Here is a 24,101-nt window from a genome sequence, read left to right as displayed (position 1 = left end):
CGGACAGCACAGCACCAACCGATCAGACAAGGACGAACACAGCGTGGTGGATCACTCCCCGACCGACGACTCAGGCGACTTCCGCATCGAGCACGACACGATGGGCGAGGTGCGGGTCCCCCGCGACGCCCTCTACGCCGCGCAGACCCAGCGGGCGGTCGAGAACTTCCCGATCTCCGGTGCGGGCCTCGAGCCTGCCCAGATCGCGGCCCTCGCCCGCATCAAGAAGGCGGCGGCGCTGGCCAACGCCGAGCTGGGCGTGCTCGACGCCGACATCGCCAGGGCGATCGCCGACGCGGCCGACCTCGTCGTCGAGGGCGGCTACGACGCGCACTTCCCGATCGACGTCTACCAGACCGGCTCGGGCACGTCCTCGAACATGAACATGAACGAGGTGCTGGGCTCGCTGGCGACCACGGCCCTCGGCCGCACCGTGCACCCGAACGACCACGTCAACGCCTCGCAGTCCTCCAACGACGTGTTCCCCACCTCGGTCCACGTCGCCGTCACCGGCGCGCTCATCGAGTCGCTGATCCCCTCGCTCGAGCAGCTCGCCGAGTCGCTCGAGGTCAAGGCGGAGCAGTGGGCCGAGGTCGTCAAGGCCGGCCGCACCCACCTGATGGACGCCACCCCGGTCACGCTCGGCCAGGAGTTCGGCGGCTACGCCGCGCAGATCCGCCTCGGCATCGAGCGCGTGCAGTCGGCGCTCCCCCGCGTCGCCGAGGTCCCGCTCGGCGGCACCGCGGTCGGCACCGGGATCAACACCCCCGCCGGATTCCCGCAGAAGGTCATCGCGCGCCTCGCGGAGGAGACGGGCCTGCCCGTCACCGAGGCCCGCAACCACTTCGAGGCCCAGGGCGCGCGGGACTCGCTGGTCGAGGCCTCCGGAGCGCTGCGCGTGCTCGCGGTGAGCCTGACCAAGATCAACAACGACCTCCGCTGGATGGGCTCCGGCCCCAACACCGGCCTCGGAGAGCTGCGGATCCCCGACCTCCAGCCCGGATCCTCGATCATGCCCGGCAAGGTGAACCCGGTGATCCCGGAGGCCGTCCTCATGGTCTGCGCGCGCGTGATCGGCAACGACGCCACCATCGCCTGGGCGGGCGCCTCGGGCGCCTTCGAGCTCAACGTCGCGATCCCCGTCATGGGGACGGCGCTGCTGGAGTCGATCCGCCTGCTCGCGAACTCCGCCGTGCTGCTCGCCGACAAGACCGTCGACGGCCTCGAGGCCGACGTCGAGCACGCCCGCGCCCTCGCCGAGTCCTCCCCCTCGATCGTCACGCCGCTCAACAAGGTGATCGGCTACGAGGCCGCCGCCAAGGTCGCGAAGAACTCGGTCGCCAAGGGGATCACCGTCCGAGAGTCGGTCGTCGACCTCGGCTTCGTCGAGCGCGGCGAGGTGACGGAGGAGCAGCTCGACAGCGCCCTCGACGTCATGTCGATGACCCACCCCGGCTGAGCCCGGCCCTCCGACGGCCCGTCCCTGCGCTCGGCGCGGAGGCGGGCCATCAGAGCACCAGCCAGAACCCCGCGAGCAGGAACGGTCCGAACGCGACCCGTCCGCGGACGCGCAGCACGAGCACCCACAGCCCCGCCACCGCGAAGCCGACAGCGGGCGCGGCGACGACCTGCTCGGGTCCGAGAGCCGCGAGCGGCGGTGAGAGGGCCGCCTGGAGCTTCACGTCGCCGAGGCCCAGCCCGCCCGCCGCATGCAGCACGCCCAGGCACAGCACCGTCGCGAGGACGGCGAGAAGCGTCCCCGCCGTGGGCGCGAGGACGGCTCCGACCACCAGCAGCGGGAGCGTGACCGCGTTCGGGAGCCGGTGCCCGCGCACGTCCGCCAGCACCAACGGCACGCTCGCGAGCGCCACCGGGACGAGGCCGGGCGCCCGACCCAGGTGCGGGGCCCCGATCAGGAGGAGCACCAGGGCGCCGAGGAGCAGGGCGGCCCGGTCGAGTAGAGATCCGCGGAGCATCCGCCGAGACTAGGGGGCACCGCCCTCGGGGCGTCGGAGTTCTCCACAGGGCGGCCCGCAGGTGTGCTCGGGCGGCGGCGGGTCCCTCCCCGGCCTCAGTCGCGCGGAGGCAGCGGTCCCAGCAGGAGCGACGCCCAGGCGCCGTGAGCCGACGCGTCGTCGGAGGGGTGGAACTGCCCGGCGAGCACGTCTCGGTAGAGGCGACCGAGCTCCGACCGGCGCTGGTACGCCGAGCCGCCCGCGATCCGGACGGCGCTCTCGACCACGCGGAGCGCTCCTTCCGTGGTGCGGATCTTCACCCCGACCAGCGAGGGGAACCAGCGCGCACCGCGGTCGACGAGCGCGTCCACGTCGGCCGCCGCCGTGCGCAGGGGCGCCTCGAGCCCGTCGAGAAGCATCCCGGCCTCAGCCACCCGGTGCCGCACCTCGGGGTCCTCCGCCAGTGGCCGCCCTCCCGCCCGGAGGGAGGTCCGTCGGCGGACGGAGGCGACGGCGAGGTCGAGCGCGCGCTGCGCGACACCGAGGTAGACCGAGGAGATCAGCAGCTCGAAGGCCGCGAAGACGGCGAAGACGAAGGGGTCGGCGGTCGGTCCGACGGGCAGCGAGCGGATCATCCGCCCGGCCGGGACGACGACGCCGTCGAGCACCGTCGTGCGGCTCTGGGTCGCCCGCATGCCGAGCGTGTCCCAGTCGTCGCGGACCTCGAGCCCGGCGACCGCAGACTCCGGGCTCTCACGGTGCACGAAGCCGTGCACGAGCCGCGGCTCCGTCCCGCTGTCGTCGCGGCCGAACACGCCGAGCCGCGTCCAGGCGGGCGCGAGGGAGGTGAAGACCTTCGTGCCGGTGAAGCGGTAGCCGCCGTCCCCGAGCGGCTCCGCCCGCGTCAGCGAATCCGAGAGCACCAGGTCGTTGCCCGCCTCGCTGTTGCCGAAGGCGAAGACGTGACCCGCCGCGGCGTCGACGAGGACCGAGCGGAGGGAGTCGTCGCCCCGCTCGAGCAGGAGTCGCGCGATCCCGGTCCAGACCAGGTGCATGTTGACGGCGAGCGCGGTCGCGGGCGCGGCGGTCGCGAGGCGCGTCTGCTCGGCTGCCGCCTGCTCCAGGCCGAGGCCGGCACCGCCGAGCTCCTCGGGGACGAGCAGCGCCAGGTACCCGATCGAGCGCAGCTCCTCCAGGTCGTCCGCGCAGAACGCGTTGCGCTCGTCGTAGTCGGCCGCGCGGGTGCGGAAGCGCTCGAGGAGCGCATCGTCGAGGATGCTCACCCGTCCACGCTACGCCCCGGTGCCCTGCAGGGACGCGCCCGGCCAGGGGATCCTCGGATCCCACGGGCCGGACGCACGGCGAGCCCGTCAGGCGAGCTCGTTCGACTCCAGCATCTCGGTGACCAGAGCGGCGATCGCCGAGCGCTCGGAGCGGGTCAGCGTGACGTGCGCGAACAGCGGGTGGCCCTTCAGCGTCTCGATCACGGAGGCGACCCCGTCGTGCCGGCCGACCCGGAGGTTGTCGCGCTGCGCCACGTCGTGGGTCAGCACCACCCGGGAGTTCTGCCCGACGCGCGAGAGCACCGTGAGCAGGACGTTCCGCTCCAGCGACTGCGCCTCGTCGACGATCACGAACGCGTCGTGCAGCGAGCGCCCTCGGATGTGCGTGAGCGGCAGCACCTCGAGCATCCCGCGCTCGATCACCTCGTCGAGCACGTTCTGCGACACCAGCGCCCCGAGCGTGTCGAAGACCGCCTGCGCCCAGGGGTTCATCTTCTCGGCCGCGTCGCCGGGCAGGAAGCCGAGGTCCTGGCCGCCCACCGCGTAGAGCGGCCGGAAGACCATGATCTTCTTGTGCTGGCGCTTCTCCAGCACCGCCTCCAGGCCCGCGCAGAGCGCCAGCGCCGACTTGCCGGTGCCGGCCCTGCCGCCGAGCGAGACGATGCCGACCTCCGGGTCGAGCAGCAGGTCGATCGCGAGCCGCTGCTCCGCCGACCGCCCGTGCAGGCCGAACACGTCCTTGTCGCCGCGGACCAGCGTGATCTGCCGCTTGCCGGTGACCCTCGCGAGAGCGGAGCCGCGGTCGGAGTGGACGACGAGTCCGGTGTTGACCGGGATGTCGGCCACGACGTCCGTGAAGAGCCGCTCGCGGTCGTAGAGCTCGCTCATCGCGTCGCCGCCGAGCGTCACGTCGTCCATGCCGGTCCAACCGGACTCGGGGGCCTGCTCGGCCAGGTACTCCTCCGCGGCGAGGCCGATGGAGGCGGCCTTCACGCGCATCGGCATGTCCTTGGACACGACGGTCACCGCGGCGCCCTCGCTCTGCAGGTTGAGCGCGACGGCGAGGATCCTCGCGTCGTTGTCGCCCATCTGGAGCCCGCTCGGCAGCACCGACATGTTCGAGTGGTTGAGCTCGACACGGAGCGTGCCGCCGCGGCCGACGGCGATGGGGAAGTCGAGGCGCTCGTGCTGCACGCGCAGCTCGTCGAGGCGGCGCAGGGCCTGCCGGGCGAAGTAGCCGATCTCGGGATCGTTGCGCTTGCCCTCGAGCTCGCTGATGACGACGATCGGCAGCACGACGGCGTGCTCCGCGAACCGGAACATCGAGGACGGATCCGACAGCAGCACCGAGGTGTCCAGGACGTAGGTGCGGAGGAGCTGATCGGCCGGATCCGAGGAGCCGTGCTGGACACGGCGGTGGACGCCGCCCTGCGTCCCGGTCTGCGGATCCATGCCCTGGGGAACTGTCACGACGACTCTCCACACTCCAGGGGCCGGAGCCCCCGGCTCATGTCCTCGAGCCGGCCTCATCGGTGCGTGTCGTGCACCGCGCAGTGTCCCTTCGGCGTCTGCGCGATGTCGAGCCGTACTTCTGTGGCCGTCTCGACCAGGCGCTGTACCTGATGACTCGAACCTAACCCGGCGAATGACATCCGTGTGCTTCTCACCGCTACGAATGTGTAACCAGTGTGTGAACGCGCGGAATCCGGCCTAGTAATCGATGCTCGTGGCCGACGAGATCAGGGCGGCGCGGAGCAGCGCGAGGGTCGCGTCGGTGGTGCCGGCGTGCGCGCTGAAGCGGACGGTGCTCGGACGCAGGCGCGCGGTGACGCCGTGCGCGGCGAGGGAGGCCGCCAGCGGGGCCAGCTCCTCCGGCTCCGGCTCGACGACCACGATGCCGGCGCGCTCGTGCTCGCCGCGGGAGCCCACGACCGCCAGCCCGAACTCGTCCGCGAGGTCGACGATCGCGCTGACCCGCTCCGCCACGAGCGCGGCGATCGTCGACTGCCCGACCGCGGCGACCTCCTCCAGCGCCGAGGCGAGCCGGGCCTGGGCGATCGGGTCCGGGTTGCTGATGCTGAAGGCGCGGGCGTCGCCGCGCGGCGGAGCCACCTCGTCCCACGGCTCCGCCTGCTCCGATCCCGTCCAGCCGGAGAGCACCGGGGTCAGCCGCGACAGCGCCCGCTCGCTGAGCGCGAGGAAGCCCGTCCCCCACCCGGCGCGGAGCCACTTCTGGCCGCCGGTGACGACCACGTCCGCCAGCTCGTAGGGCGCGTCGACGACGCCGAAGCCCTGGATCGCGTCGAGGACGAGCATCCGGTCGCCGATCACGTCGCGGATCGCCGCGACGTCCGCGAGGTAGCCCGTGCGGGAGTCGACCAGGCTCACCGCGACGGTCGTCACGTCGTCCGTGAGCTGCTCGCGGACCGCCTCCGGCGTCACCCGTCCCTGCTCGGTCCGCAGCCAGCGGGGCTCCACCGAGCCGAGAGCCTGCGCCGAGCGCACCGCCGCGAACGGCAGGCTCGGGAACTCCGCGGCAGACAGCAGCACCGCGCCCGAGGCGCCGAACAGCGCGTGCAGGAGGCCGGTCGAGGTGTTGGGCTGGAAGACGACGCGGTCGGCGGGGACGCGCACGAGAGCCGCCGCCGCCGCCCGGACGCGCTCGTCCTGCCGGAACAGCTCGTCGAGGGTGCCGCTGCGCGCGCGCACCAGCAGCTCGACGGCCGCCTCCTGCTCGGCGGCGACGGTCGCCGAGAGCGGGCCCACCCGGCCGAAGTCGAGGTACCCCGTCTCCTCGCCGAAACCGGCGAGGTAGTCCTCGGTCGTGGTGGAGGTGGCCTCGTTCGAGCTCATGCCGGCCCTTCCGGTCGGTGGTGCGGCAGGAGCCGCGAGGTCAGCTGCCGAAGCGGCGGTGCCGTCCGGCGTAGTCGCGGAGCGCGCGGAGGAAGTCGACCTCGCGGATGTCGGGGCCGAGCGCCTCCATGAAGTAGAACTCGCTGTGCGCGCTCTGCCAGAGCATGAAGTCGGAGAGGCGCTGCTCCCCCGAGGTGCGGATGACCAGATCGGGGTCGGGCTGCCCGCTGGTGTACAGGTGCTCGCCGATGAGCTCCGGGGTCAGCAGGCCCGCGACGTCCTCGATGGAGGAGCCGCGCTTGCCGTGCTCCTCCAGGATGCTCCGCACGGCCTGGGCGATCTCGTGCCGCCCGCCGTAGCCGACCGCGAGATTGACGTGCAGGCCCGTGTGGGAGGCGGTGCGCGCCTCCGCCGTGTCGAGCGCGGCCACGAGCGAGGGCGGGAGGCCCTCGTCGGAGCCGACGTGCTGCACGCGCCAGTCGGGCTGCTGCGAGACCTCCGCGGCGAGGTCGGCGATGATCGCGATCAGCTCGGTCAGCTCGCTGCTGTCGCGGCCGACGAGGTTGTCCTGCGAGAGCAGGTAGAGGGTGACGTGGCGCACGCCGAGCTCGTCGCACCACTGCAGGAACTCGTGCACCTTGGCGGCGCCGGCCCGGTGGCCGTGCGCGGCGGTCTCGAGGGCCCGCTGCCGCGCCCAGCGCCGGTTGCCGTCGATGATCATCGCGACGTGGTTCGGCAGGGAGTCAGGGGGAAGGCTCGAGCGGAGGCGCTTCTTGTAGACGCCGTAGAGGAGGTCCCTTCCCACAGGCAGTCTCGGCTTCGGCACAGTGACACGGTAGTCGACCCGGGGCGCTCCTCGAAGCCCGGCGGCGCTCGGCGTCGGCCCGGGACGGCGTCGTAGTCTGTCCGGCATGAGCCAGCGGCCGACGCCTCCCCCGTCCGATCCCCGCGCCCGCACCGTCCGCGGCGGAGACGCCGTCGGTGCGGACGGCCCGGACCTGCCCGCCCTCCCCCTCGTCGAGGACGCGATCGAGCACGACTCCTCCGCGGAGGCCCGGCCCACCTGGCGCGGCTGGATCCACGCCGGCCTCTTCCCGCTCGCGATCGTCGCCGGAGTGGTGCTGATCGTGGTCGCGGAGGGGACCGCGGCGAAGTGGGCGGCCGCGGTGTTCGCGACCACGTCGCTCCTGCTCTTCGGCAACTCCGCTCTGTACCATCGCTTCGACTGGAAGCCGCGGACGAAGATGATCCTCAAGCGGATCGACCACGCCAACATCTTCCTGCTGATCGCCGGCACCTACACGCCGCTGGCCGTGCTCGCCCTGCCGCCCGCGCAGGGCACGCTCCTGCTGGTCCTGGTCTGGGCGGGGGCGCTGCTCGGGATCGGCTTCCGCGTCTTCTGGATCGGGGCACCGCGCTGGCTCTACGTGCCTCTCTACCTGCTGCTGGGCTGGGCGGCCGTGATGTACCTCGGACCGCTCTTCGAGGCCAGCGCGACGATGATGGTGCTCGTCCTCGTCGGCGGGCTCTGCTACTCCGCCGGAGCCGTGATCTACGGGATCAAGAAGCCCAACCCGGTCCCGGGCGTCTTCGGCTTCCACGAGATCTTCCATGCGCTCACGGCCGTGGCGTTCCTCTGCCACTGGACGGCGGCGCTGATCGTCTCGCTCCACCCCGCGTACAACGCCTAGCGGGGCCGGGGCCCACCGCTGCGGGCCGGGCTCAGCCCTCGCTGCGCTCCGCCTCCTCGGCGTCGAGCCGCTCCTTCACCTGGGCTGTGTAGGTGGTCCGCCGCACGCGCCGGACCATGTCGAGCGCGAGAAGGACGGCGGCCAGAGCGATCACGAGCATCGTGATGAAGCCGAAGAGGCCCGGCGTGACCGTGTCCTCGTTGAACTCGGGGCCGGGGGTCGGCACCGTCGTGGAGGCGAGGACGACGGCGCGCTGGGCGCCCTCGAGCAGCGCGGCGATCACGCGCGCACCTCGTCGGCGACGACGACGCCGGAGCCGTCGGGCTCCGGGGACACCGGGGCGTCCCCCGAGGGCTCGGGGTCGGGAGCGATCGGCGGGACGACCGCGGTCGGGCCCGGGGCGAGCTCGGCCAGGTCGAGACCGGCGAAGAGATCCGTCTCGGGCGTCGGCGCGTCGACCCGGCTCTCGACGAGCTGGAAGTCGTCGGTCGGCCAGGCGGCGTCGATCGCCTCGTGCGGGAGGAAGAAGAAGGCGTTGTCCGGAGCGACCTGGCTGGCGTGGGCGAGCAGGGCCGCATCGCGCCGATCGTGGAAGCCGGAGATCACGACCCGCGTGGTCGCGAGGTACGGGGTGTCCTCGTTCCAGCGCTTCATCTCCTCGAAGACCGACAGGCGCGGGTCCCCCGGGTCGATCGAGCGCAGGTGCTCGGCGATCGCCCGCAGCTTCTGGCCGCTGAAGACGCGGTCGTAGTACAGCTTCGAGATCGACCACGGAGCGCCCGTGCCCCGGTACTCCTCGGCGAGGCCCGCCGCGCGGTAAGCCTCGACGGCGACCTGGTGGGCGCGGATGTGGTCGGGGTGCGGGTAGCCGCCGTTCTCGTCGTAGCTGATGATCACGTGCGGCCGGAACCGGCGGACCAGGCGCACGAGCGGAGCGGCGGCCGTGGCGAGCGGCAGGCCCGCGAACGAGGCGGCGTCGACCTTCCCGTCCTCGGGCATGCCGGAGTCGACGAAGCCGAGCCAGGCGTGCTCGACGCCGAGCGCCTCGCGAGCGGCCGCCATCTCGTACCGGCGGAGGCCGCCGATGTCGCGCTCGGCGTGCGCGCGGGCCTCGAGGCCCTCGTTCAGCACGGAGCCGGCCTCGCCTCCGGTGCAGGAGACCACCATGACCTCGGCGCCCCGCGAGGCGTAGGCGGCCAGCGTCGCCGCGCCCTTGCTCGACTCGTCGTCAGGATGGGCGTGCACGGCGAGGAGGCGCGGAGTGTCCCGCACCTCCGAATCGACGGAGACCTCGACGGCCTGGGACACGATCGCTCGATTCCTCGGGGTTTAATGGGATCGGCGCTCCCGTCCGCGAAGGACGCGCGCCACCCGTCCAGAGTAGACGCATCACCCAGGGAGTTCCGTGGCCGCCCGCACGTCCGAGAGCGTCGAGGGAGCCGCCGCGCCCGCGCTCGATCCGGACGCCGTCCGCGCCGCTGGACCCCTCGCCACCCGCTACGGCCGCACGACGCGCACCCGCCGCGGGAACCGCTGGCTCTTCGGCGGCGTCGCGCTCGCCTTCGTCGCCGTCTTCGCCGCCTGGGTCGTCTGGGCCGGACTCGACGGAGCACGCGGCGGGGTGGACGTCCAGGACACCGCGCACCAGGTCGTGGACGACCGCACCGTCACCGTCTCCTTCGACCTCACCGCGCCCGTCGGCCGCGAGGTCGCCTGCGCGGTCCAGGCCCTCAACGAGCAGTCCGCCGTGGTCGGCTGGCTGGTCGTGGAGTACCCCGCCTCGACGGAGCGCTTCCGCTCCTACACGGAGACCGTCCGCACCACCGAGCTCGCGAACACAGGTTTGATCTCCTCCTGCTGGCTCCCGTAGGCTTGCCCGAAGCCCTGACGGACTCGTCGGGGCCTCGCCATTCCCACCGCCGCCTGACGCCGGCCGTCCCCACCGCCGGACGCGGACACCTCCGCACGGTGCTGCCGGGCGCCGCGAGCGCGGCCCGCAGAGCAGGAGCCCACCATGGCCGACCAGTCACAGGTGACCTGGATGACCCAGGAGTCGTACGACCGCCTCGAGGCGGAGCTCACCGAGCTGTCCACCAACGGACGCGAGGAGATCGCCAAGCGCATCGAGGTCGCCCGCGAGGAGGGCGACCTGAAGGAGAACGGCGGCTACCACGCCGCGAAGGACGAGCAGGGCAAGATCGAGGCCCGCATCCGCCAGCTGACCTCCCTCCTCCGCGAAGCCGAGATCGGCACGCCCCCCGAGAGCCACGGGGTCGTCGAGGCCGGCACCATCATCACCGCCGAGATCGCCGGCGACGAGTCCCGCTTCCTCCTCGGCAACCGCGAGATGGCGGGCGAGAGCGACCTCGACGTCTACAGCCCCCAGAGCCCCCTCGGATCGGCGATCATGGGCCTGGACGTCGGCGACACCGCCCGCTTCACGGCACCCAACGGGCGGGAGATCGAGGTCCGCGTCGCCAACGTCGAGACCTGGTCCGGCCACTGATCGTGCGTCGCGGCGCTCTCCGCGGCGTTGTCGTCGGGCGCGATACCGCCGGTATCGCTTCCTCCTCCGCCTTGCGGAGAACGCCGCGACGCACGATCAGCCCTCTCTGAACGGGAGCGGGGCGCCGGCTGCGCGGCGACAGCGTAGGGCGCGATACCGCCGGTACCGCTTCCTCCTCCGCCTTGCGGAGAACGCCGCGACGCACGATCAGCCCTCTCCAGACGGGGGGCGCCGGCTTCGCGGCGACAGCGTCGGGCGCGACACCGCCGGTACCGCTTCCTCCTCCGCCTTGCGGAGAGCACCGTGACGCACGATCAGCCCTCTCCGAACGGGAGCGCCGCGCAGGCTTCGCGGCGACGGCGAGGGCGCGAGATCGCCGGTACCGGCTTTGTCCTCCGCTCTGCGGAGAACACCGCGGCGCCCTCAAGCGGTCAGTTGCGGGAGATGCGGGGGGCGTAGCCGGCGTCGGTGAGGACCTGGATGACGCGGTCGGCGTGCTCGGGGCCGCGGGTCTCGACGCTGATCTCGATCTCGACCTCGCTGATCTGCAGGCCCCGGCCGTGCCGGGTGTGCAGCACCTCGACCACGTTCGCGTTCGCCTCCGAGATGAGCTCCGCGATGCGCGACAGCTGCCCCGGACGATCCGGCAGCCCGATGCTCATCTTGAGGTAGCGCTCCGACGCGGCCAGGCCCCGGCTGATCACCCGCTCCATCATCAGCGGATCGATGTTGCCGCCCGACAGGATGACCGCGGTCGCTCCGGCGTCGCGGATCTTCCCCGTCAGGATCGCCGCGATGCCCACCGCGCCCGCGGGCTCCACCACGAGCTTCGCCCGCTCCAGCAGCACCAGCAGAGCCCGGGCGATGTCGTCGTCCTCGACGGTGACGACCTCGTCCACCATCTCGCGGACGATCGCGAAGTTCAGCTGCCCCGGCTTCGCCACGGCGATGCCGTCGGCGATCGTCGGAGAGATCGTGATCGCGGTCGGCTCGCCGCTCGCGAGCGAGAGGGGGTACGGCGCCGCGTTGGCCGCCTGCACGCCGATGACGCGGAGAGTGCGCCCCTCCTCGGCCGCCTTCTGCTTGGCCGCCGAGGCGACCCCGGCGATGAGGCCGCCCCCGCCGATGGGCACCACGATGGTCTCGACGGCGGGGGCCTGCTCGAGGATCTCGAGGCCGACCGTGCCCTGGCCGGTGATCACGTCGGGGTGGTCGTAGGGAGGAACGAAGACCGCGCCGGTGCGCTCGGCGAACTCCGCCGCCGCCGCGAGCGCCTCGTTGAAGATGTGCCCGCTCAGCACCACGTCAGCGCCGTAGTCACGGGTGGCCGCGAGCTTGGGCAGCGCGACGCCGATCGGCATGAAGATCGTGGCCTTGATCCCCAGCTCTCGCGCCGCGTAGGCGACGCCCTGCGCGTGGTTGCCGGCCGAGGCCGCCACGACTCCGCGGGCCCGCTCCTCCGGGGTGAGCCGCGACATCCGGAACACGGCTCCGCGGATCTTGTAGGAGCCGGTGCGCTGGAGGTTCTCGCACTTGAGGAACACGGGCGAGCCGAGGACCTGCGCGAGGAAGGTGCTCGTCTCCATGGGGGTGGCGGCGATGACGGGGGCGAGGACGGCGCGGGCCGCCTCGAACTCGTGGAGGGCGGGTCCGACGACGCGGCTAGTCTGCATGCTCTGCGGCAACTCTCTCGGGGGTTCGGGTCGGCGAGCGCCAGGCTCCGCTCGCGACGTACTTGACCATGACGTTGAGCGTGGCCACGACGGGCACCGCGAAGAAGGCGCCGGCGATGCCGCCGATGATCGAGCCTCCGGCCACAGCGAGCACGACGGCCAGCGGGTGGACCTTGACCGCCGACCCCATGATCAGCGGCTGGAGGATGTGGCCCTCGAGCTGCTGCACCGCGAGGACGACGATCAGCAGGAAGAGCGCGATCAGCGGTCCGTTGTAGACCAGCGCGATGAAGACGGCCAGCGCCCCGGTCACCACGGCGCCGATGACCGGCACGAAGGAGCCGAGGAAGACGAGCACGCCGATCGGGATGGCCAGCGGGACGCCGAGGAGGAAGGAGCCGAGGCCGATGCCGACCGCGTCGACGAAGGCGACCAGGATCTGCACCTTCACGAAGTTGGTCAGCGTGACCCACCCTGCGCGACCGGCGCCATCGACGGCTCCGCGGGCGCGGCGCGGGAAGAGGCGGACGACCCAGCTCCAGATGTTCGGCCCGTCGATCAGGATGAACAGCGTCGAGAAGAGGGTGAGCAGCACGCCCGTCAGCAGGTGGCCGACGGTCGAGCCGACGCTGAGCGCGCCGCTGACCAGCATCCCCGAGTCCTGCTGCAGGGCCGTGAGGGCCTGCTGCGCGTACTGGTTGATATCGGTCTCGGTGAGGTGGAGCGGCGACTCGAGGAGGAAGGCCTTGAAGTCGTCGTAGGACTGCACCGTCTGCCGGCTGAGGTCGTCGAAGCCGGAGTAGACCTGGGTGACGACGAGGAAGAGGAGCCCGCCGATCACCACGACGATCCCCAGCTCCGCCAGGACGACGGCGGCCCACTTGGGCCAGCGGTGGCGCTGGAGGAAGCTCGAGAACGGCACCAGGAGGGCGGCGATCACGATCGCGAGCAGGAGCGGGATGACGATCAGCCGCAGCTCGATGACGAGCAGCACCAGCACCGCGAGCGCCGCGACCACGACGAGGACGCGCCAGGCCCAGGCGCCCGCGATGCGCATCCCGTCGCTCACGAAGGCCGAATCGGCGACGGGAGCGGGCCGGGAGGGGGCGGCCGGGGCGACGGGCGCGGCGGGCTGGACGGCGCGCGGGCCGGAGGTGCGGCGGGACCTGCCGAGTCTCATCTGCCCAGACTAGGCCCCGGCGCATACCCCGCGCGGTATCCCCGGGGAGTGCTCATGCGGCGGCGCCGACCGCCGCCTGCTCCGGTGCCGGACCGACCGCCACCGGGCGCCGCGCGGGCAGCACGCCGACCCGCTCCCCCGGCTCGAGGCGATGCCCCGACGCGTGCTGGACGGTGACCTCCTCGCCCGTCGACAGCCGGACGGTCGAGCGCCGCACCGGCCCCAGGAAGCTCGAGGCGAGGACGACTCCGGGCAGGGAGTCGGGAGCGCCGTCGGCCACGACGGCGAGGTCCTCGGGGCGGAGGAACACCGACACGGGCCCGTCCGCTGCCGCCGCGTCGACGAGCGGCAGGCGCACGCCGAGCGCGAGGACCGATCCCGACGAGACCGTCCCCGCGACCACCGTCGAGAGGCCGACGAAGCGGGCCGTGAAGGCGGTCGCCGGGCGCGCGTAGAGGTCTTCCGGTGCACCCAGCTGCTCGATCCGCCCGGCGTTCATCACCGCGACGCGGTCGGCGACGGCGAGCGCCTCCTCCTGGTCGTGCGTGACGAAGAACGTGGTGATGCCGATCTCGGACTGCAGGCGCTTGATCTCGTCGCGCAGCTGGACGCGGACCTTCGCGTCCAGGGCCGACAGGGGCTCGTCCAGCAGCAGCACCCGCGGCCGCGTGACGAGGGCGCGCGCGAGCGCCACCCGCTGCTGCTGGCCGCCGGAGAGCTCGTGCGCGTAGCGGTCGCCGAGGGCGCCGAGGCCCACGACCTCCAGCGCCTCCCCCGCGGCCGCCCGGCGCTCGCGCGCCCCGACTCCCCGGGTGCGCAGCCCGAACTCGACGTTCTCGCGCGCCCGCAGGTGCGGGAAGAGCGAGTACGACTGGAAGACCATGCCCATGTCGCGCTTCGCGACGGGGACGTGGGCGACGTCCTCCTCGTCGACGAGGATCCGCCCCGCGTCGATCCGCTCGAGACCACTGAGGGCTCGCAGGGCTGTGGTCTTGCCGCAGCCGGAGGGGCCGAGCAGCGCGATGAACTCGCCCGGGGCCACGTCGAACGAGACGCCGTCGAGCGCTCGCGCGGAGCCGTAGTGCCGCTCCACGTCGACGAAGCGCACGCGGGCGCCGGGGAGGGTGGGAGCCATCACGAGGAGCCTTTCGAGGAGCGCGCCCGGCCCGTCGGCAGGCCGATCCGCGCGAGGCGGCCGATCCCGATCAGGAGGGCGAAGGCGAAGAGGAGGGAGAGCAGCGAGAAGATCACGGCGACGTAGGCGTCGGACTTCGACACCTGCACCAGGCCGGTCTGGAGGGTGGTGCGGCTGAGGAGCGAGGCGATCGTGTACTCGCCGAGAACGACTGCGACGGTGATCAGCGCGGCCGCGACCAGGCCCCGGCGCAGGTTCGGCAGGAGGACCCTCCCGAGCACCGCGAGCGGGCCCGCGCCGAGCGAGCGGGCCGCTTCCGAGAGCGTCACGGCGTCGAGACCGGCGAGGTTCGCCGCCACGGCGCGGTAGGCGTAGGGCAGGACCAGCACCCCGTAGGCGAGAGCGAGCGTCCACGGCGCGGAGCCGGCGAGCCGGGTGACCACGGAGTAGACCGGCGCGAGGCCGACGACGAGGACGATGGCGGGCACGGTCAGCGGGAGCAGGCAGACCAGCTCCAGAGCCCGGCGCAGGCGCGGGAGCCGGATCTCGACGAGCAGCATCGTCGGCACCAGCAGGACCAGGACGATGAGGGCGGTGACGACGGCGAGGACCAGCGAGTTGCCGATCCCCTGGAACAGCGAGCGGTAGGCGCGCTCGTTCTCCGGGTCGAGGATCGCCGTCCAGTGCGAGAGGTCGTGGCCGCCGGCGCTGCGGAGCGTGAACTCCGCCATCGCGACGATCGGGACGGCGAACACCAGCCCGGTGATCACGAGCACCGCCCCGGACAGGAGCCGCGCGGGCCTCATCGCTGCCACCGCCGGGCCCGGCGCTGCAGCAGCGCGTACCCGGACATCAGGACCACCATCACCGCGAGCATCCCGAGCGCGAGGGCGCCCGCGAGGTTCTCGCGGCCCAGCACCGTCTCGCTGACCAGCGCGGCGCGGATCTGCAACGGGACGATCTGCGCGCCCTGGCTGATGAGCGCCGCCGCGGTGGCGAAGGAGGAGAACGCGTTCGCGAACAGCAGCAGGACGCAGCCGAGGAACGACGGCGCCAGAACCGGGAGTGCCACGTGCAGCCAGTAGCCGAGCCGGCCCCCGCCGAGCACCGCGTTCGCCTCGGCCCACTCCGTACGCAGGCCCTCGAGCGCGGGCAGGAACGTGAGCACCATCAGGGGCACCTGGAAGTAGAGGTAGGGGAGGACGAGCCCGGGCAGCTGGTAGAGCCACACGCCGTCGGCGTAGAGGTCGACGCCCGCTCCCGCGAGGAGGGTGGTCACCAGCCCCTGCACGCCGATCGTCGCGATGAACGCGAACGCGAGCATCACGCCGCCGAACTGCGCGAGGACGCTCGCCGCTGCATCGACGACGGTCCGGAGCGCCCCGCGCGGATCGGAGCCGAGCAGGGCCAGGCACACGACCGCGCCCAGCACCGCGCCGACGACGGCGGTGACGGCCGAGAGCCCGAGCGACGCGCCGAAGGCGGACAGCACGACGGGATCCCCGAGCGCCAGCACGTTCGCCGTGGTGAAGCGGCCGTCTCCGTCCGTGAATCCGGTCGCCACCGCGAGGACCGTGGGGACGGCCAGGAACAGCAGGACGTAGAGCGCGAAGGGGGCGACGCCCAGCACGGCCGGGGTGCCGCGCCGTCCCCGGAGCGCGGACGCCCCGGAGACGGCCTCGGCGGGAGCGGTGGTCACTGGATCGCCGCGGCCCACTTCTCGGCGAGGAGCGACGAGGCCGCCTCGGTCTGCTCCTCCGTGAACTGGACGAGGTCGGAGGGAGCGGCGCCGACGGCGTCGAGCGCGTCCTGGTCGACCGTGCCGGCCTCGGTCATCGCGGCCAGGCGCACCGGGTAGGCGCCGGCGGCGAGGTAGAGGTTCTGCGCGGCGTCGGAGTAGAGGTACTCCTGCCAGAGCCGCGCGGCCGCGGGGTGCGGAGCGTCGGCGTTGACCGCCTGGTTGTAGTAGCTGCCGACGGCGGAGCCCGGGAGGACGGTCGTCGTCCACTCGCGGGTGCCCTCGTTCGCCTTCCCGGCGGCGAGGTTGTTGTAGCTCCAGTCGAAGACGACCGGGGTCTCGCCCGAGGCGATGGTGGCGTCGGTCGGGTCCAGCGGCAGGAAGTTGCCGGCGTCGTTCAGCTTCTCGAAGAAGTCGATCCCCGCCTGGACGTCGTCGGCGGAGCCGCCGGACTGGAGAGCCGCGAGCTGCACTGCGGCCGCGGCGGCTCCCGCCTGGGTCGGGTCGCCGTTGATCGCGACCGAGCCGCGGTAGTCGGCGCCGAGGAGGTCCTCGAGCGACGTGGGCGCAGGCACCGCGGCCGCGTCGAACCCGATCGACATCAGGCCGGTGTAGTCGTTGACCCAGAGGCCCGACTCCTCCTTGTTCCCCTCGGGGATGTCGTCCCAGGACTCGACCTTGTACGGCGCGAACATGTCCGTGTTCGCCAGAGCGACGGCCGGCCCGAGGTCGAACACGTCGGGAGCGGTGTCCTGCCCGGCGAGGTTCTCCGCCGTGCTGATCTCCTCCGCGGAGGAGACGTCGGGGTCGGCGGAGTTCACGGTGATGCCGTACTCGTCCTCGAAGCCGCTGATCAGCTCGCCGTAGTTCGCCCAGGTGTCGGGCAGGGCGATGACGTTGAGCTCGCCCTCGGCCTTCGCGGCCTCGACCAGGGCGTCCAGCCCGCCGAGGTCCGCGGCGGACGCCGCGTCCGCGCCGCCGCCGTCGGACGAGGCGGTGGCGCCGCCGGAGCAGGCCGAGAGCGTGAAGACGAGGGCGGTGCCGGCGGCGGCGACCGCGGCGGTGCGCGACAGGCGCTGAATGGTCAAGGGTCCTCCAGGAGTCGCGTGGGCCGCCCCGGTGGGACGGCCTCGGGAACGGTAGGAGCGCCGCGAGACGGCGAGGGAGCGGGGCGGTGAATGCCGGGCGAACGCCGGGGGCCGAATCGGGGACGGCGATGTCGGGGGCGTTCGCTAGCGTGGGCGGACCATGACCGAGCAGCTCTCCCCCGCGCTCGCGCGCCGCATCGCCCTGGCGGCGCAGGGGTTCGGCGTCCCCCGTCCCTCCCGGGTCGACGCGCGCCGGGTGCGCGCCGCCGTGGACCGGATCCGCCCGCTCCAGCTCGACTCGGTGAACGTCTTCGAGCGGAGCCACTACCTGCCGCTGCTCGCGCGGCTCGGCCCGTACGATCGCTCCCTCCTCGACGCCGCGGCCTTCTCCCCCGACGGCCCCTACGTCGAGTACTGGGCACACGAGGCCGCCCTCGTCCGCCGCGAGGATCTCCCGCTCTACCGCTGGCGGATGGAGCACTACCGCCGGGTCCGTCTGCCCGAGCACGAGGGCTGGGCCCACGAGAACCGCGCCACCCTCGACTGGCTCCGCGCCGCGCTCGCCGACGGTCCCCTCCGCGCCTCCGAGATCGAGCACGAGGCCAACGTCCGCACGGGCCCCTGGTGGGGCTGGTCCGACATCAAGCGCGGCCTCGAGGTCCTGTTCCGCTGGGGCGAGGTGGTGACGGCGGGGCGCACGCGCTTCGAGCGCTCCTACGGTCTCGCCGAGCGGCTCCTCCCGAGCGCGGTGCTCGACGCCGACGTGCCCCTCCCCGACGCCGTCCGCGAGCTCGTGCGCCGGGCGGCCCGGGCCCACGGGATCGGCACCCTCGGCGACCTGGCCGATTACCACCGGCTGCTCCAGTCCCCCACGCGCGTCGCGATCGACGAGCTGGTCGAGGCGGGCGAGCTCGAGCGCGTCGAGGTGCGCGGCTGGGAGCGGGGCGGGCGGCCCGTTCCGCTCTGGCGGCACGTCGACGCCCGACGCCCCCGCACGCTCCGGGCGGACGCGCTCCTCTCGCCGTTCGACCCCGTGGTCTGGCACCGGCCGAGGGCCGAGCTGTTCTTCGGCTTCCACTACCGGATCGAGATCTACACCCCGGCCGAGCAGCGGGTCCACGGCTACTACGTCCTCCCCGTGCTCCTCGACGACGTGATCGCTGCACGGGTCGACCTCAAGAGCGAGCGCAAGCGCCGGGTCCTCCTCGTGCAGGCCGCCTGGCTCGAGCCGGGGGCCCCGGCCGACACGCCGGAGCGGCTCGCCGCACTGCTGGTCGAGGCGGCGGCCTGGCAGGGCCTCGACGCCGTCGAGGTCGTCGGTCGCGGCGACCTCGCGGCCGCCCTCGCCGCAGCACTGAGGAGGATCGCGTGAGCGCGCCCGGCGGCGTCCTGGCGCTGGCGCTCTCGGAGCGCTGCGTCGCCCGTCTGCTCGAGCGCGGGAGCGTCGTCGGGGTCGGCACGGGCGAGCTCGCCCACGCGGCCGGCGTCTCCCTCCGGACCTTCCACCGGTACCTCGGCGGGAAGGAGGACTGCGTGCGTCCGGTGCTCGCCGCCGCGATCGCCGCGATGGGACGCGCCCTCCTCGAGCGCCCGGCCGCCGAGCCGCTGAACGCGGCGCTCGGTCACGCCTTCGCCGCGGCGGCCTCCGGTCCCCAGCTCGACCGCACCCTCCGGCTGATCCCCCTGCTCACCGAGACCTCGGCGATGCGCGCGGTCTGGGCGCAGTCGCTGCACGACGGCGAGGAGGCGCTGACGCCGTTCCTCGCGGAGCGGATGGGGCTCGGCCGCACGTCCCCGCACCGGGCGGCCGTCCTGGCCACCGTCGTCCTCGCCCTGGTCCGGCGGGCGCTGGTCGACGCGGCCGCGAGCGGCATCGACCCGGCGCCGGTCTTCGCCGAGTACCTGACGACCGTCGACGGCGGTCCGCTCGCGGCTCCGACCGGGTGAGGTCCCGTCCGGCACGGTGACGGGCGCACCTCTGGCCGAAGCGGGAGGCGGTGCGGGGCGGCGATCGTCGACGGGGCGTCGGCCGGATCAGCCTGCTAGAAGCGCGATCCCATCTCGGAGAGGCGGGCGACGCGGTCCGCGATCGGCGGGTGGGTCGCGAAGAGGCGCGCGACCACTCCCGGCTTCGACGGGTCGGCGATCCAGAGGTGCGCCATCGAGCTGTTCTGCCGCTGCATCGGCCGGCCCGCGGACTCGAGCTCGAGCAGGGCGCGGGCGAGGGCGTCGGGGTGGCGGGTCGTCAGCGCGCCGGTCGCGTCGGCGAGGTACTCGCGCTGGCGGGAGATCGAGAGCTGCACGACCGAGGCGACGATCGGCGCGAGGACCATCGACACCAGCCCGACGATCAGGAGCGCCGGGTTGCCCCCGCCGTTGCCGTTGCCGCCCCGCCCGAAGAAGGCCAGGCGGAGGAAGGCGTCCGAGAGGAAGCCCACCGCGACGACGAGACCGAAGACGATCATCGAGACGCGGATGTCGTAGTTGCGGACGTGGCCCAGCTCGTGGGCCATTACGCCCTCCAGCTCGGCGTCGTCCATGATCGCGAGCAGGCCGGTCGTCGCGGCGACGACGGCGTGCTCGGGATCACGGCCGGTCGCGAACGCGTTCGGCGCCGGGTCGTCGATCAGGTACACCTTCGGCATCGGCGTGCCCGTCGCTATCGAGAGGTTCTCGACGATGCGGTAGAGCCTCGGCTCGTCCGCCTTCTCCACCGCCACGCCGCCGCTGAGCGCGACCGCCTGGCGAGCGGCGAAGAAGTACTGGAAGAACGCGTAAGCGGCGGCGATCACGAGCACCACCACGACGATCGTCGTGCTGCGGTAGACCGCTGCCGCCAGGGCGCCCAGGCCGCCGATGATCACCAGGAACAGGACGAGGATCAGGACCGTGTTGCGCTTGTTGCGGGCGATCGCGCTGTACACGGCGGCTGCCTAGAACTGGACGCGCGGGGGCTCCGAGATCGCGGCGAGATCGCCGACCTCGAAGAACTCGCGCTCCGAGAAGCCGAGCCGGCGCGAGAAGAGCGTGTTCGGGAAGACCTTCACCTTGGTGTTCATCTCGCGCACGCCGCCGTTGTAGAAGCGCCGGGCCGACTGGATCTTGTCCTCGGTGTCGACCAGCTCGCCCTGCAGCTGGAGGAAGTTCTGGCTCGCCTGCAGCTGGGGGTACGCCTCCGCGACCGCGAAGATCGACTTCAGCGCGCTCTGCATGTGGTCCTCGGCGACCGACGCCTCCGCCGGGCCCTGGGCCTGCAGCGTCTCGGCGCGAGCCTGCGTCACCGACTCGAAGACCTGGCGCTCGTGCGAGGCGTAGCCCTTCACGGAGTCGATCACGTTGGGGATCAGATCCGCGCGGCGCTTCAGCTGGACGGTGATGTCGCTCCACGCCTCGTCCACGCGGACGTTGAGGGTGACCAGCGAGTTGTACGTCGCCCAGAGGTAGACCCCGAGGATGACGACGAGCGCGACGACGACGATGAGCGGGACGAGCCATTCCATGCCGTCCAGTGTAGGGACGGCGCGCTCCCCGGCACCTGTCGATGAGGCGCATTCGCAGGGGCGGGTCGGCCCTACTTGAGGGTCTTCTGCAGCAGGACGGTGCTGAGCCAGCGCTCGAACTTGAAGCCGACGCGGCCCATCCGGCCGACCTCGACGAATCCGAACTGCGCGTGCATCGCCAGCGACGCCTCCGCGCCCTTGTCGGCGATGACGGCCATGATCTGACGGATCCCCACGGCCTTCGCGCGCTCGAGGAGCTCGGCCATCAGCGCCCGGCCGAGGCCCTTGCCGGTGGAGGCCGCCCGCAGGTAGATCGAGTTCTCCACGGTGAAGCGGTACGCCCGCTTGGAGGACCACGGCGACACCATCGCGTAGCCGAGGATCTGGCTCGACGGCGAGACGGCCACGATGAAGGGCAGCCCGAGCTTCTGGTTGCGCGAGAACTTCGTGCGCCACTCCTTCAGCGTCGAGTCGTCCTCGTCGAAGGTCACCACCGTGTTGCGCACGTAGTGGTTGTAGATCTCGCGGATGTCCGGGAGGTCGGCGTCGCGGGCGTCGCGGATCTCGAACGAGAAGCCGGGCTCGGGAGGCGGCGCCTTCCGCAGGTGCGGCGGCAGGACGCGCCGGCTCTCGTACTCTTCCTCAAGCATCCGGCTCTCCTTCGGCTCCGCCCATCGATCCGGGCCAGCGTAGCCGCCCCGCGGGCGAGCGCCCGGTCACGCGAGAGCGCTCCAGTCGACCGGCTCCGCGCCGCGCTCCTCCAGGAGGGCGTTGGCGCGGCTGAACGGCCGGGAGCCGAAGAAGCCGCGCGAGGCCGACAGCGGGCTGGGGTGCGCGCTCTCGATCACTCCGGCCTCCCCCAGCATCGGGCGGAGCGACGCGGCGTCGCGGCCCCAGAGGATCGCGACGAGAGGCGCGTCCCGGGCGGCCAGCGTGCGGATCGCGTGCTCGGTGACCGCCTCCCAGCCCTTCCCGCGGTGCGAGGCGGGAGAGCCGGGGGCGACGGTGAGGACCCGGTTGAGCAGCATCACGCCGCTCGAGGTCCAGCCGCTGAGGTCGCCGTGCTCGGGCGGCTCGACGCCGAGGTCGTCCCGGAGCTCGCGGTGGATGTTCTGCAGGCTCCTCGGCAGCGGGCGCACGTGGCGCTCGACCGCGAAGGACAGCCCGATCGGGTGCCCGGGCGTCGGGTACGGGTCCTGTCCGACGATGAGGACGCGCACGTCCGCGAGCGGTGCGGCGAAGGCGCGGAGCACGTCGCGGCCCGCGGGGAGGTAGGGCCGGCCGGCCGCGACCTCGCCGCGGAGGAAGTCGCCCATCGCGGCGATGTCCCCGGCGACGGGGGCGAGCGCCTCCGCCCAGCCCCTGTCGATCAGTCCCGAGGCCGCGAGCTCAGCGAGGTCCACCGAGTCAGCCCGCCGCGAGCGTCGCGACGACGACTCCGGCGTCGCTGCCGCTCACGCGCCACACCGAGCCGGCGCCGCCGACGCGGAGCGCGCCGGTGCCGACGATCAGCACGGTGGACTCGTCGAGCGCGACGCCGCCGTCGACCAGGCCCGCCTCGACGGCCGCGACCAGGCGGCCGAGGGTCCCCCACTGCGCCGCGTGCACGTCGACCGTCACGTCGATGAGGCCGATGCCCTCGAGCACCGTGACCTCGTCGAGCTCCTCCGCCGCGCCCTCCGGGACGACGGCGACACCGCCGATCCGGTGGCCGCCGACGAGGGCGCGATCGGCCGCGACGGCGGCCCCCGCCGAGTAGCCGGCGTACGGCACTCCGGAGGAGACGAGATCGCGCAGCCGCGGGAAGCAGGCCTCGAGCGCGTCGCGGTAGGCCGGGGTCAGCCCTCCGCCGACGAAGATCCCGTCGACGTCGTCGAAGACCGCGGGATCGATCCGGCCGCCCTCCGGCTTCATCACGGCGAACGCGTCGAGCGGGCCGACCGTCGCGAGCAGTGCCGCGTAGCCGGCGTACGCCTCGGGGCCGAGCCCGTCGTGGACGACGACGATCGCGATGCGCGGGCCCTCGATCCGGCCGGCGTCGACCGCGTGGGCGCGCGCCTCCGCGAGGAACGCCCCGTACAGCTGCTGGTCGTGCTCGACGCCGCCTCCGCCGCCGATCAGGTGGACGCTCACTCGTCGTCCTCGGCGAGGGCTCCGTCCACCGGGGGCAGAGCCGACCAGGGGAAGACGATCCAGCGCGGGGTGCGGCGCCAGAAGAAATCGGGCTCGAGCACCGTGCGCGGCTTCGTGTACAGGGTCACGGTGCGCACCTCGGCACCCATCGCGCGGATGAGCTTCACCGAGAGGGCGAGGGTGTGGCCGGAGTCGGAGACGTCGTCGACCAGGAGGATGCGCTTGCCGCGCACGGACGCCTCGTCGAGCAGCGGCGGCAGCACCACGGGCTCCGCCAGGCGCGCCTCGACGCCGGTGTAGAACTCGACGTTCAGCGCGCCGCAGCTCTTGATGCCGAGCGCGTAGGCCACGGCGCCCGCGAGGAGCAGACCGCCGCGCGCGATGGCGACGACCAGCTCCGGCCGGTAGCCCGACGCGACCACGTCGTCGGCCAGGTGCCGAGCGGCGTCGCCGAACTCGAGCCAGCCGAGCACCTCCTTCTCCGTGGCGGCGAGGAGGGCGGCGGAGTCGTCGGCGTCGGAAACCATGAGGGACAGGCTAAGCCGTCGCGGGCCTCCGCGTCACATCGGTCAGGCGCGCGGGGCCAGGGGTCCCTTCGCGACCTTGTGCGGGGCCGCCTGCGCGACCGGCTTGATGGTCACCAGGTCGAGGTTGACGTGGGCGGGGAGCTCCACCGAGGAGACGATCGCGGCGGCGACGTCCTCCGCGACGAGCGGGTCGGGGACCTCGGCGTAGACCGCGTCGGCGCGCTCCCGGTCGCCGCCGAAGCGGACCAGCGAGAACTCGTCCGTGTGCACCATCCCCGGCGCGATCTCGATCACGCGGATCGGCTCGCCGGCCAGCTCGAGCCGCAGCACGGCGACCAGCGCGTGCGCGGCGTGCTTGGCGGCGTTGTACCCGCCTCCGCCCTCGTAGGCGACGTGGCCGGCGATCGAGGTGACCGTCACGATGTCCGCGGAGGTGCCGCTCCCCCGGATCCCGGCGCGCAGCAGCGGGAGCAGCGCGCTGGTCACGAGCTTCACCGAGAGCACGTTGATCTCGAACATGCGGCGCCAGTCCTCGGGGTCGGACCTCTCGACCGAGTCGAGTCCGAGCGCACCGCCCGCGTTGTTCACGAGCGCGTGCACGGGCCCGGACGAGGCGAGGTGGTCGCGCAGAGCGTCGACCTGGGCGGCGTCGGTGAGGTCGGCGGCGAAGTACCCCGCGCCGGTCTCGGCGGCGAGCGCCTCCAGCCGGTCGCGCCGACGCGCGACGGCGACGACCTCCCAGCCGTGCTCGCGGAACAGGCGGACCGCGGCCGCCCCGATCCCTGAACTCGCTCCTGTCACGACAACGCGTCGATCCACGCCCGTCCCCTTCCGTCAAG

At 72.9% G+C, this 24,101-nt stretch carries 26 protein-coding genes; 6 read left to right on the top strand and 20 right to left on the bottom strand.

The window, feature by feature from the left end; all coding sequences use genetic code 11:
- Positions 1 to 43: 43 nt before the first annotated feature.
- Positions 44 to 1,459 (top strand): aspartate ammonia-lyase, encoded by a 1,416-nt coding sequence (locus C5D36_RS00600; protein ID WP_104232762.1) that lies wholly within the window; start codon positions 44 to 46, stop codon positions 1,457 to 1,459.
- Between the two features lie 49 nt (positions 1,460 to 1,508).
- Here C5D36_RS00600 and C5D36_RS00595 read toward each other — a convergent pair whose 3' ends face one another.
- From C5D36_RS00595 to C5D36_RS00575, 5 genes are all read right to left on the bottom strand, one after another.
- The gene (locus C5D36_RS00595; RefSeq protein WP_104232763.1) at positions 1,509 to 1,976 is read right to left on the bottom strand and encodes a prepilin peptidase; all 468 of its coding nucleotides are present in this window, start codon (positions 1,974 to 1,976) and stop codon (positions 1,509 to 1,511) included.
- A gap of 95 nt (positions 1,977 to 2,071) precedes the next feature.
- The gene (locus tag C5D36_RS00590; RefSeq protein ID WP_104291555.1) at positions 2,072 to 3,238 is read right to left on the bottom strand and encodes an acyl-CoA dehydrogenase family protein; all 1,167 of its coding nucleotides are present in this window, start codon (positions 3,236 to 3,238) and stop codon (positions 2,072 to 2,074) included.
- 87 nt (positions 3,239 to 3,325) lie between these two features.
- Positions 3,326 to 4,690, bottom strand: coding sequence for a PhoH family protein (locus C5D36_RS00585; RefSeq protein ID WP_104224423.1), 1,365 nt, complete (start codon positions 4,688 to 4,690; stop codon positions 3,326 to 3,328).
- Positions 4,691 to 4,948: 258 nt separating this feature from the next.
- Positions 4,949 to 6,091, bottom strand: coding sequence for an aminotransferase class V-fold PLP-dependent enzyme (locus C5D36_RS00580; protein WP_104283395.1), 1,143 nt, complete (start codon positions 6,089 to 6,091; stop codon positions 4,949 to 4,951).
- A 40-nt stretch (positions 6,092 to 6,131) separates the two neighbouring features.
- On the bottom strand, positions 6,132 to 6,896 hold the full coding sequence (locus C5D36_RS00575; protein ID WP_258062825.1) for an isoprenyl transferase: 765 nt from the start codon (positions 6,894 to 6,896) through the stop codon (positions 6,132 to 6,134).
- Positions 6,897 to 7,002: 106 nt separating this feature from the next.
- Between C5D36_RS00575 and C5D36_RS00570 the strand changes: the two genes are divergently transcribed.
- On the top strand, positions 7,003 to 7,782 hold the full coding sequence (locus tag C5D36_RS00570; protein WP_104294970.1) for a hemolysin III family protein: 780 nt from the start codon (positions 7,003 to 7,005) through the stop codon (positions 7,780 to 7,782).
- 31 nt (positions 7,783 to 7,813) lie between these two features.
- Here the strand turns inward: C5D36_RS00570 and C5D36_RS00565 are convergent, their stop codons facing one another.
- The gene (locus C5D36_RS00565) at positions 7,814 to 8,065 is read right to left on the bottom strand and encodes a hypothetical protein (RefSeq protein WP_104224426.1); all 252 of its coding nucleotides are present in this window, start codon (positions 8,063 to 8,065) and stop codon (positions 7,814 to 7,816) included.
- Positions 8,062 to 9,090 carry a mycothiol conjugate amidase Mca gene (gene mca, locus C5D36_RS00560; protein ID WP_258062824.1) on the bottom strand — a complete coding sequence of 343 codons (1,029 nt, stop codon included), beginning with the start codon at positions 9,088 to 9,090 and terminating at the stop codon, positions 8,062 to 8,064. The genes C5D36_RS00565 and mca overlap by 4 nt, the downstream gene beginning before the upstream one ends.
- Before the next feature lie 97 nt (positions 9,091 to 9,187).
- Between mca and C5D36_RS00555 the strand changes: the two genes are divergently transcribed.
- Positions 9,188 to 9,652: a DUF4307 domain-containing protein gene (locus C5D36_RS00555; RefSeq protein WP_104224427.1), complete on the top strand. Its 465-nt coding sequence runs from the start codon at positions 9,188 to 9,190 to the stop codon at positions 9,650 to 9,652.
- A 144-nt stretch (positions 9,653 to 9,796) separates the two neighbouring features.
- Complete coding sequence (greA, locus tag C5D36_RS00550) at positions 9,797 to 10,288, top strand: transcription elongation factor GreA (RefSeq protein ID WP_104294969.1); 492 nt, start codon at positions 9,797 to 9,799, stop codon at positions 10,286 to 10,288.
- Between the two features lie 431 nt (positions 10,289 to 10,719).
- Here the strand turns inward: greA and ilvA are convergent, their stop codons facing one another.
- Genes ilvA through C5D36_RS00520 form a run of 6 tightly spaced genes read right to left on the bottom strand, consistent with a single transcriptional unit; the run spans position 10,720 to position 17,096 of the window.
- Positions 10,720 to 11,961, bottom strand: coding sequence for a threonine ammonia-lyase (gene ilvA / locus C5D36_RS00545; RefSeq protein WP_104224429.1), 1,242 nt, complete (start codon positions 11,959 to 11,961; stop codon positions 10,720 to 10,722).
- Positions 11,951 to 13,141 carry an AI-2E family transporter gene (locus tag C5D36_RS00540; protein WP_104225517.1) on the bottom strand — a complete coding sequence of 397 codons (1,191 nt, stop codon included), beginning with the start codon at positions 13,139 to 13,141 and terminating at the stop codon, positions 11,951 to 11,953. Before C5D36_RS00540 ends, ilvA begins: the two co-directional genes overlap by 11 nt.
- Positions 13,142 to 13,193: 52 nt before the next feature.
- Positions 13,194 to 14,276: an ABC transporter ATP-binding protein gene (locus C5D36_RS00535; protein ID WP_104294968.1), complete on the bottom strand. Its 1,083-nt coding sequence runs from the start codon at positions 14,274 to 14,276 to the stop codon at positions 13,194 to 13,196.
- Positions 14,276 to 15,082: an ABC transporter permease gene (locus C5D36_RS00530; RefSeq protein WP_104294967.1), complete on the bottom strand. Its 807-nt coding sequence runs from the start codon at positions 15,080 to 15,082 to the stop codon at positions 14,276 to 14,278. The genes C5D36_RS00535 and C5D36_RS00530 overlap by 1 nt, the downstream gene beginning before the upstream one ends.
- Complete coding sequence (locus tag C5D36_RS00525) at positions 15,079 to 15,975, bottom strand: ABC transporter permease subunit (RefSeq protein WP_104295040.1); 897 nt, start codon at positions 15,973 to 15,975, stop codon at positions 15,079 to 15,081. The genes C5D36_RS00530 and C5D36_RS00525 overlap by 4 nt, the downstream gene beginning before the upstream one ends.
- Complete coding sequence (locus tag C5D36_RS00520; protein ID WP_219812564.1) at positions 15,972 to 17,096, bottom strand: ABC transporter substrate-binding protein; 1,125 nt, start codon at positions 17,094 to 17,096, stop codon at positions 15,972 to 15,974. Before C5D36_RS00520 ends, C5D36_RS00525 begins: the two co-directional genes overlap by 4 nt.
- 166 nt (positions 17,097 to 17,262) lie before the next feature.
- Here C5D36_RS00520 and C5D36_RS00515 point away from each other — a divergent pair, with 166 nt between their 5' ends.
- On the top strand, positions 17,263 to 18,474 hold the full coding sequence (locus tag C5D36_RS00515) for a winged helix-turn-helix domain-containing protein (RefSeq protein WP_104294965.1): 1,212 nt from the start codon (positions 17,263 to 17,265) through the stop codon (positions 18,472 to 18,474).
- Entirely contained in the window at positions 18,471 to 19,049 is a 579-nt protein-coding gene (locus tag C5D36_RS00510) for a TetR/AcrR family transcriptional regulator (protein WP_104224435.1), read from the top strand. The genes C5D36_RS00515 and C5D36_RS00510 overlap by 4 nt, the downstream gene beginning before the upstream one ends.
- A 95-nt stretch (positions 19,050 to 19,144) precedes the next feature.
- Here C5D36_RS00510 and C5D36_RS00505 read toward each other — a convergent pair whose 3' ends face one another.
- From C5D36_RS00505 to C5D36_RS00475, 7 genes are all read right to left on the bottom strand, one after another.
- On the bottom strand, positions 19,145 to 20,026 hold the full coding sequence (locus tag C5D36_RS00505) for a M48 family metalloprotease (RefSeq protein WP_104294964.1): 882 nt from the start codon (positions 20,024 to 20,026) through the stop codon (positions 19,145 to 19,147).
- Positions 20,027 to 20,035: 9 nt separating this feature from the next.
- Positions 20,036 to 20,602 (bottom strand): LemA family protein, encoded by a 567-nt coding sequence (locus tag C5D36_RS00500; RefSeq protein WP_104225511.1) that lies wholly within the window; start codon positions 20,600 to 20,602, stop codon positions 20,036 to 20,038.
- A gap of 71 nt (positions 20,603 to 20,673) precedes the next feature.
- Positions 20,674 to 21,252: a GNAT family N-acetyltransferase gene (locus C5D36_RS00495; RefSeq protein ID WP_104294963.1), complete on the bottom strand. Its 579-nt coding sequence runs from the start codon at positions 21,250 to 21,252 to the stop codon at positions 20,674 to 20,676.
- A 66-nt stretch (positions 21,253 to 21,318) separates the two neighbouring features.
- On the bottom strand, positions 21,319 to 22,005 hold the full coding sequence (locus tag C5D36_RS00490) for a uracil-DNA glycosylase (protein ID WP_104232774.1): 687 nt from the start codon (positions 22,003 to 22,005) through the stop codon (positions 21,319 to 21,321).
- Between the two features lie 4 nt (positions 22,006 to 22,009).
- Positions 22,010 to 22,735 carry a peptidase S51 gene (locus tag C5D36_RS00485; protein WP_104224440.1) on the bottom strand — a complete coding sequence of 242 codons (726 nt, stop codon included), beginning with the start codon at positions 22,733 to 22,735 and terminating at the stop codon, positions 22,010 to 22,012.
- Complete coding sequence (locus tag C5D36_RS00480) at positions 22,732 to 23,262, bottom strand: phosphoribosyltransferase (protein WP_104224441.1); 531 nt, start codon at positions 23,260 to 23,262, stop codon at positions 22,732 to 22,734. Before C5D36_RS00480 ends, C5D36_RS00485 begins: the two co-directional genes overlap by 4 nt.
- A 42-nt stretch (positions 23,263 to 23,304) precedes the next feature.
- Entirely contained in the window at positions 23,305 to 24,081 is a 777-nt protein-coding gene (locus tag C5D36_RS00475; RefSeq protein WP_258062822.1) for an SDR family NAD(P)-dependent oxidoreductase, read from the bottom strand.
- Between the last annotated feature and the right edge of the window lie 20 nt (positions 24,082 to 24,101).

The sequence above is a fragment of the Rathayibacter sp. AY1C6 genome (assembly GCF_002931535.1).
Classification (GTDB): domain Bacteria; phylum Actinomycetota; class Actinomycetes; order Actinomycetales; family Microbacteriaceae; genus Rathayibacter.
The sequence above is the reverse complement of the archived record's forward strand: the minus strand, read 5'-3'. Positions and strand labels throughout refer to the sequence as shown.

Bases quoted from the DNA above. Each gene is read 5' to 3' on its own strand.
- C5D36_RS00540 (WP_104225517.1), bottom strand. From the start codon at position 13,141: ATGAGACTCGGCAGGTCCCGCCGCACCTCCGGCCCGCGCGCCGTCCAG.
- C5D36_RS00530 (WP_104294967.1), bottom strand. From the start codon at position 15,082: ATGAGGCCCGCGCGGCTCCTGTCCGGGGCGGTGCTCGTGATCACCGGG.
- C5D36_RS00500 (WP_104225511.1), bottom strand. From the start codon at position 20,602: ATGGAATGGCTCGTCCCGCTCATCGTCGTCGTCGCGCTCGTCGTCATC.
- C5D36_RS00595 (WP_104232763.1), bottom strand. From the start codon at position 1,976: ATGCTCCGCGGATCTCTACTCGACCGGGCCGCCCTGCTCCTCGGCGCC.
- C5D36_RS00570 (WP_104294970.1), top strand. From the start codon at position 7,003: ATGAGCCAGCGGCCGACGCCTCCCCCGTCCGATCCCCGCGCCCGCACC.
- greA (WP_104294969.1), top strand. From the start codon at position 9,797: ATGGCCGACCAGTCACAGGTGACCTGGATGACCCAGGAGTCGTACGAC.
- C5D36_RS00535 (WP_104294968.1), bottom strand. From the start codon at position 14,276: ATGGCTCCCACCCTCCCCGGCGCCCGCGTGCGCTTCGTCGACGTGGAG.
- C5D36_RS00480 (WP_104224441.1), bottom strand. From the start codon at position 23,262: ATGGTTTCCGACGCCGACGACTCCGCCGCCCTCCTCGCCGCCACGGAG.
- C5D36_RS00585 (WP_104224423.1), bottom strand. From the start codon at position 4,690: ATGGATCCGCAGACCGGGACGCAGGGCGGCGTCCACCGCCGTGTCCAG.
- C5D36_RS00495 (WP_104294963.1), bottom strand. From the start codon at position 21,252: ATGCTTGAGGAAGAGTACGAGAGCCGGCGCGTCCTGCCGCCGCACCTG.
- ilvA (WP_104224429.1), bottom strand. From the start codon at position 11,961: ATGCAGACTAGCCGCGTCGTCGGACCCGCCCTCCACGAGTTCGAGGCG.
- C5D36_RS00580 (WP_104283395.1), bottom strand. From the start codon at position 6,091: ATGAGCTCGAACGAGGCCACCTCCACCACGACCGAGGACTACCTCGCC.
- C5D36_RS00515 (WP_104294965.1), top strand. From the start codon at position 17,263: ATGACCGAGCAGCTCTCCCCCGCGCTCGCGCGCCGCATCGCCCTGGCG.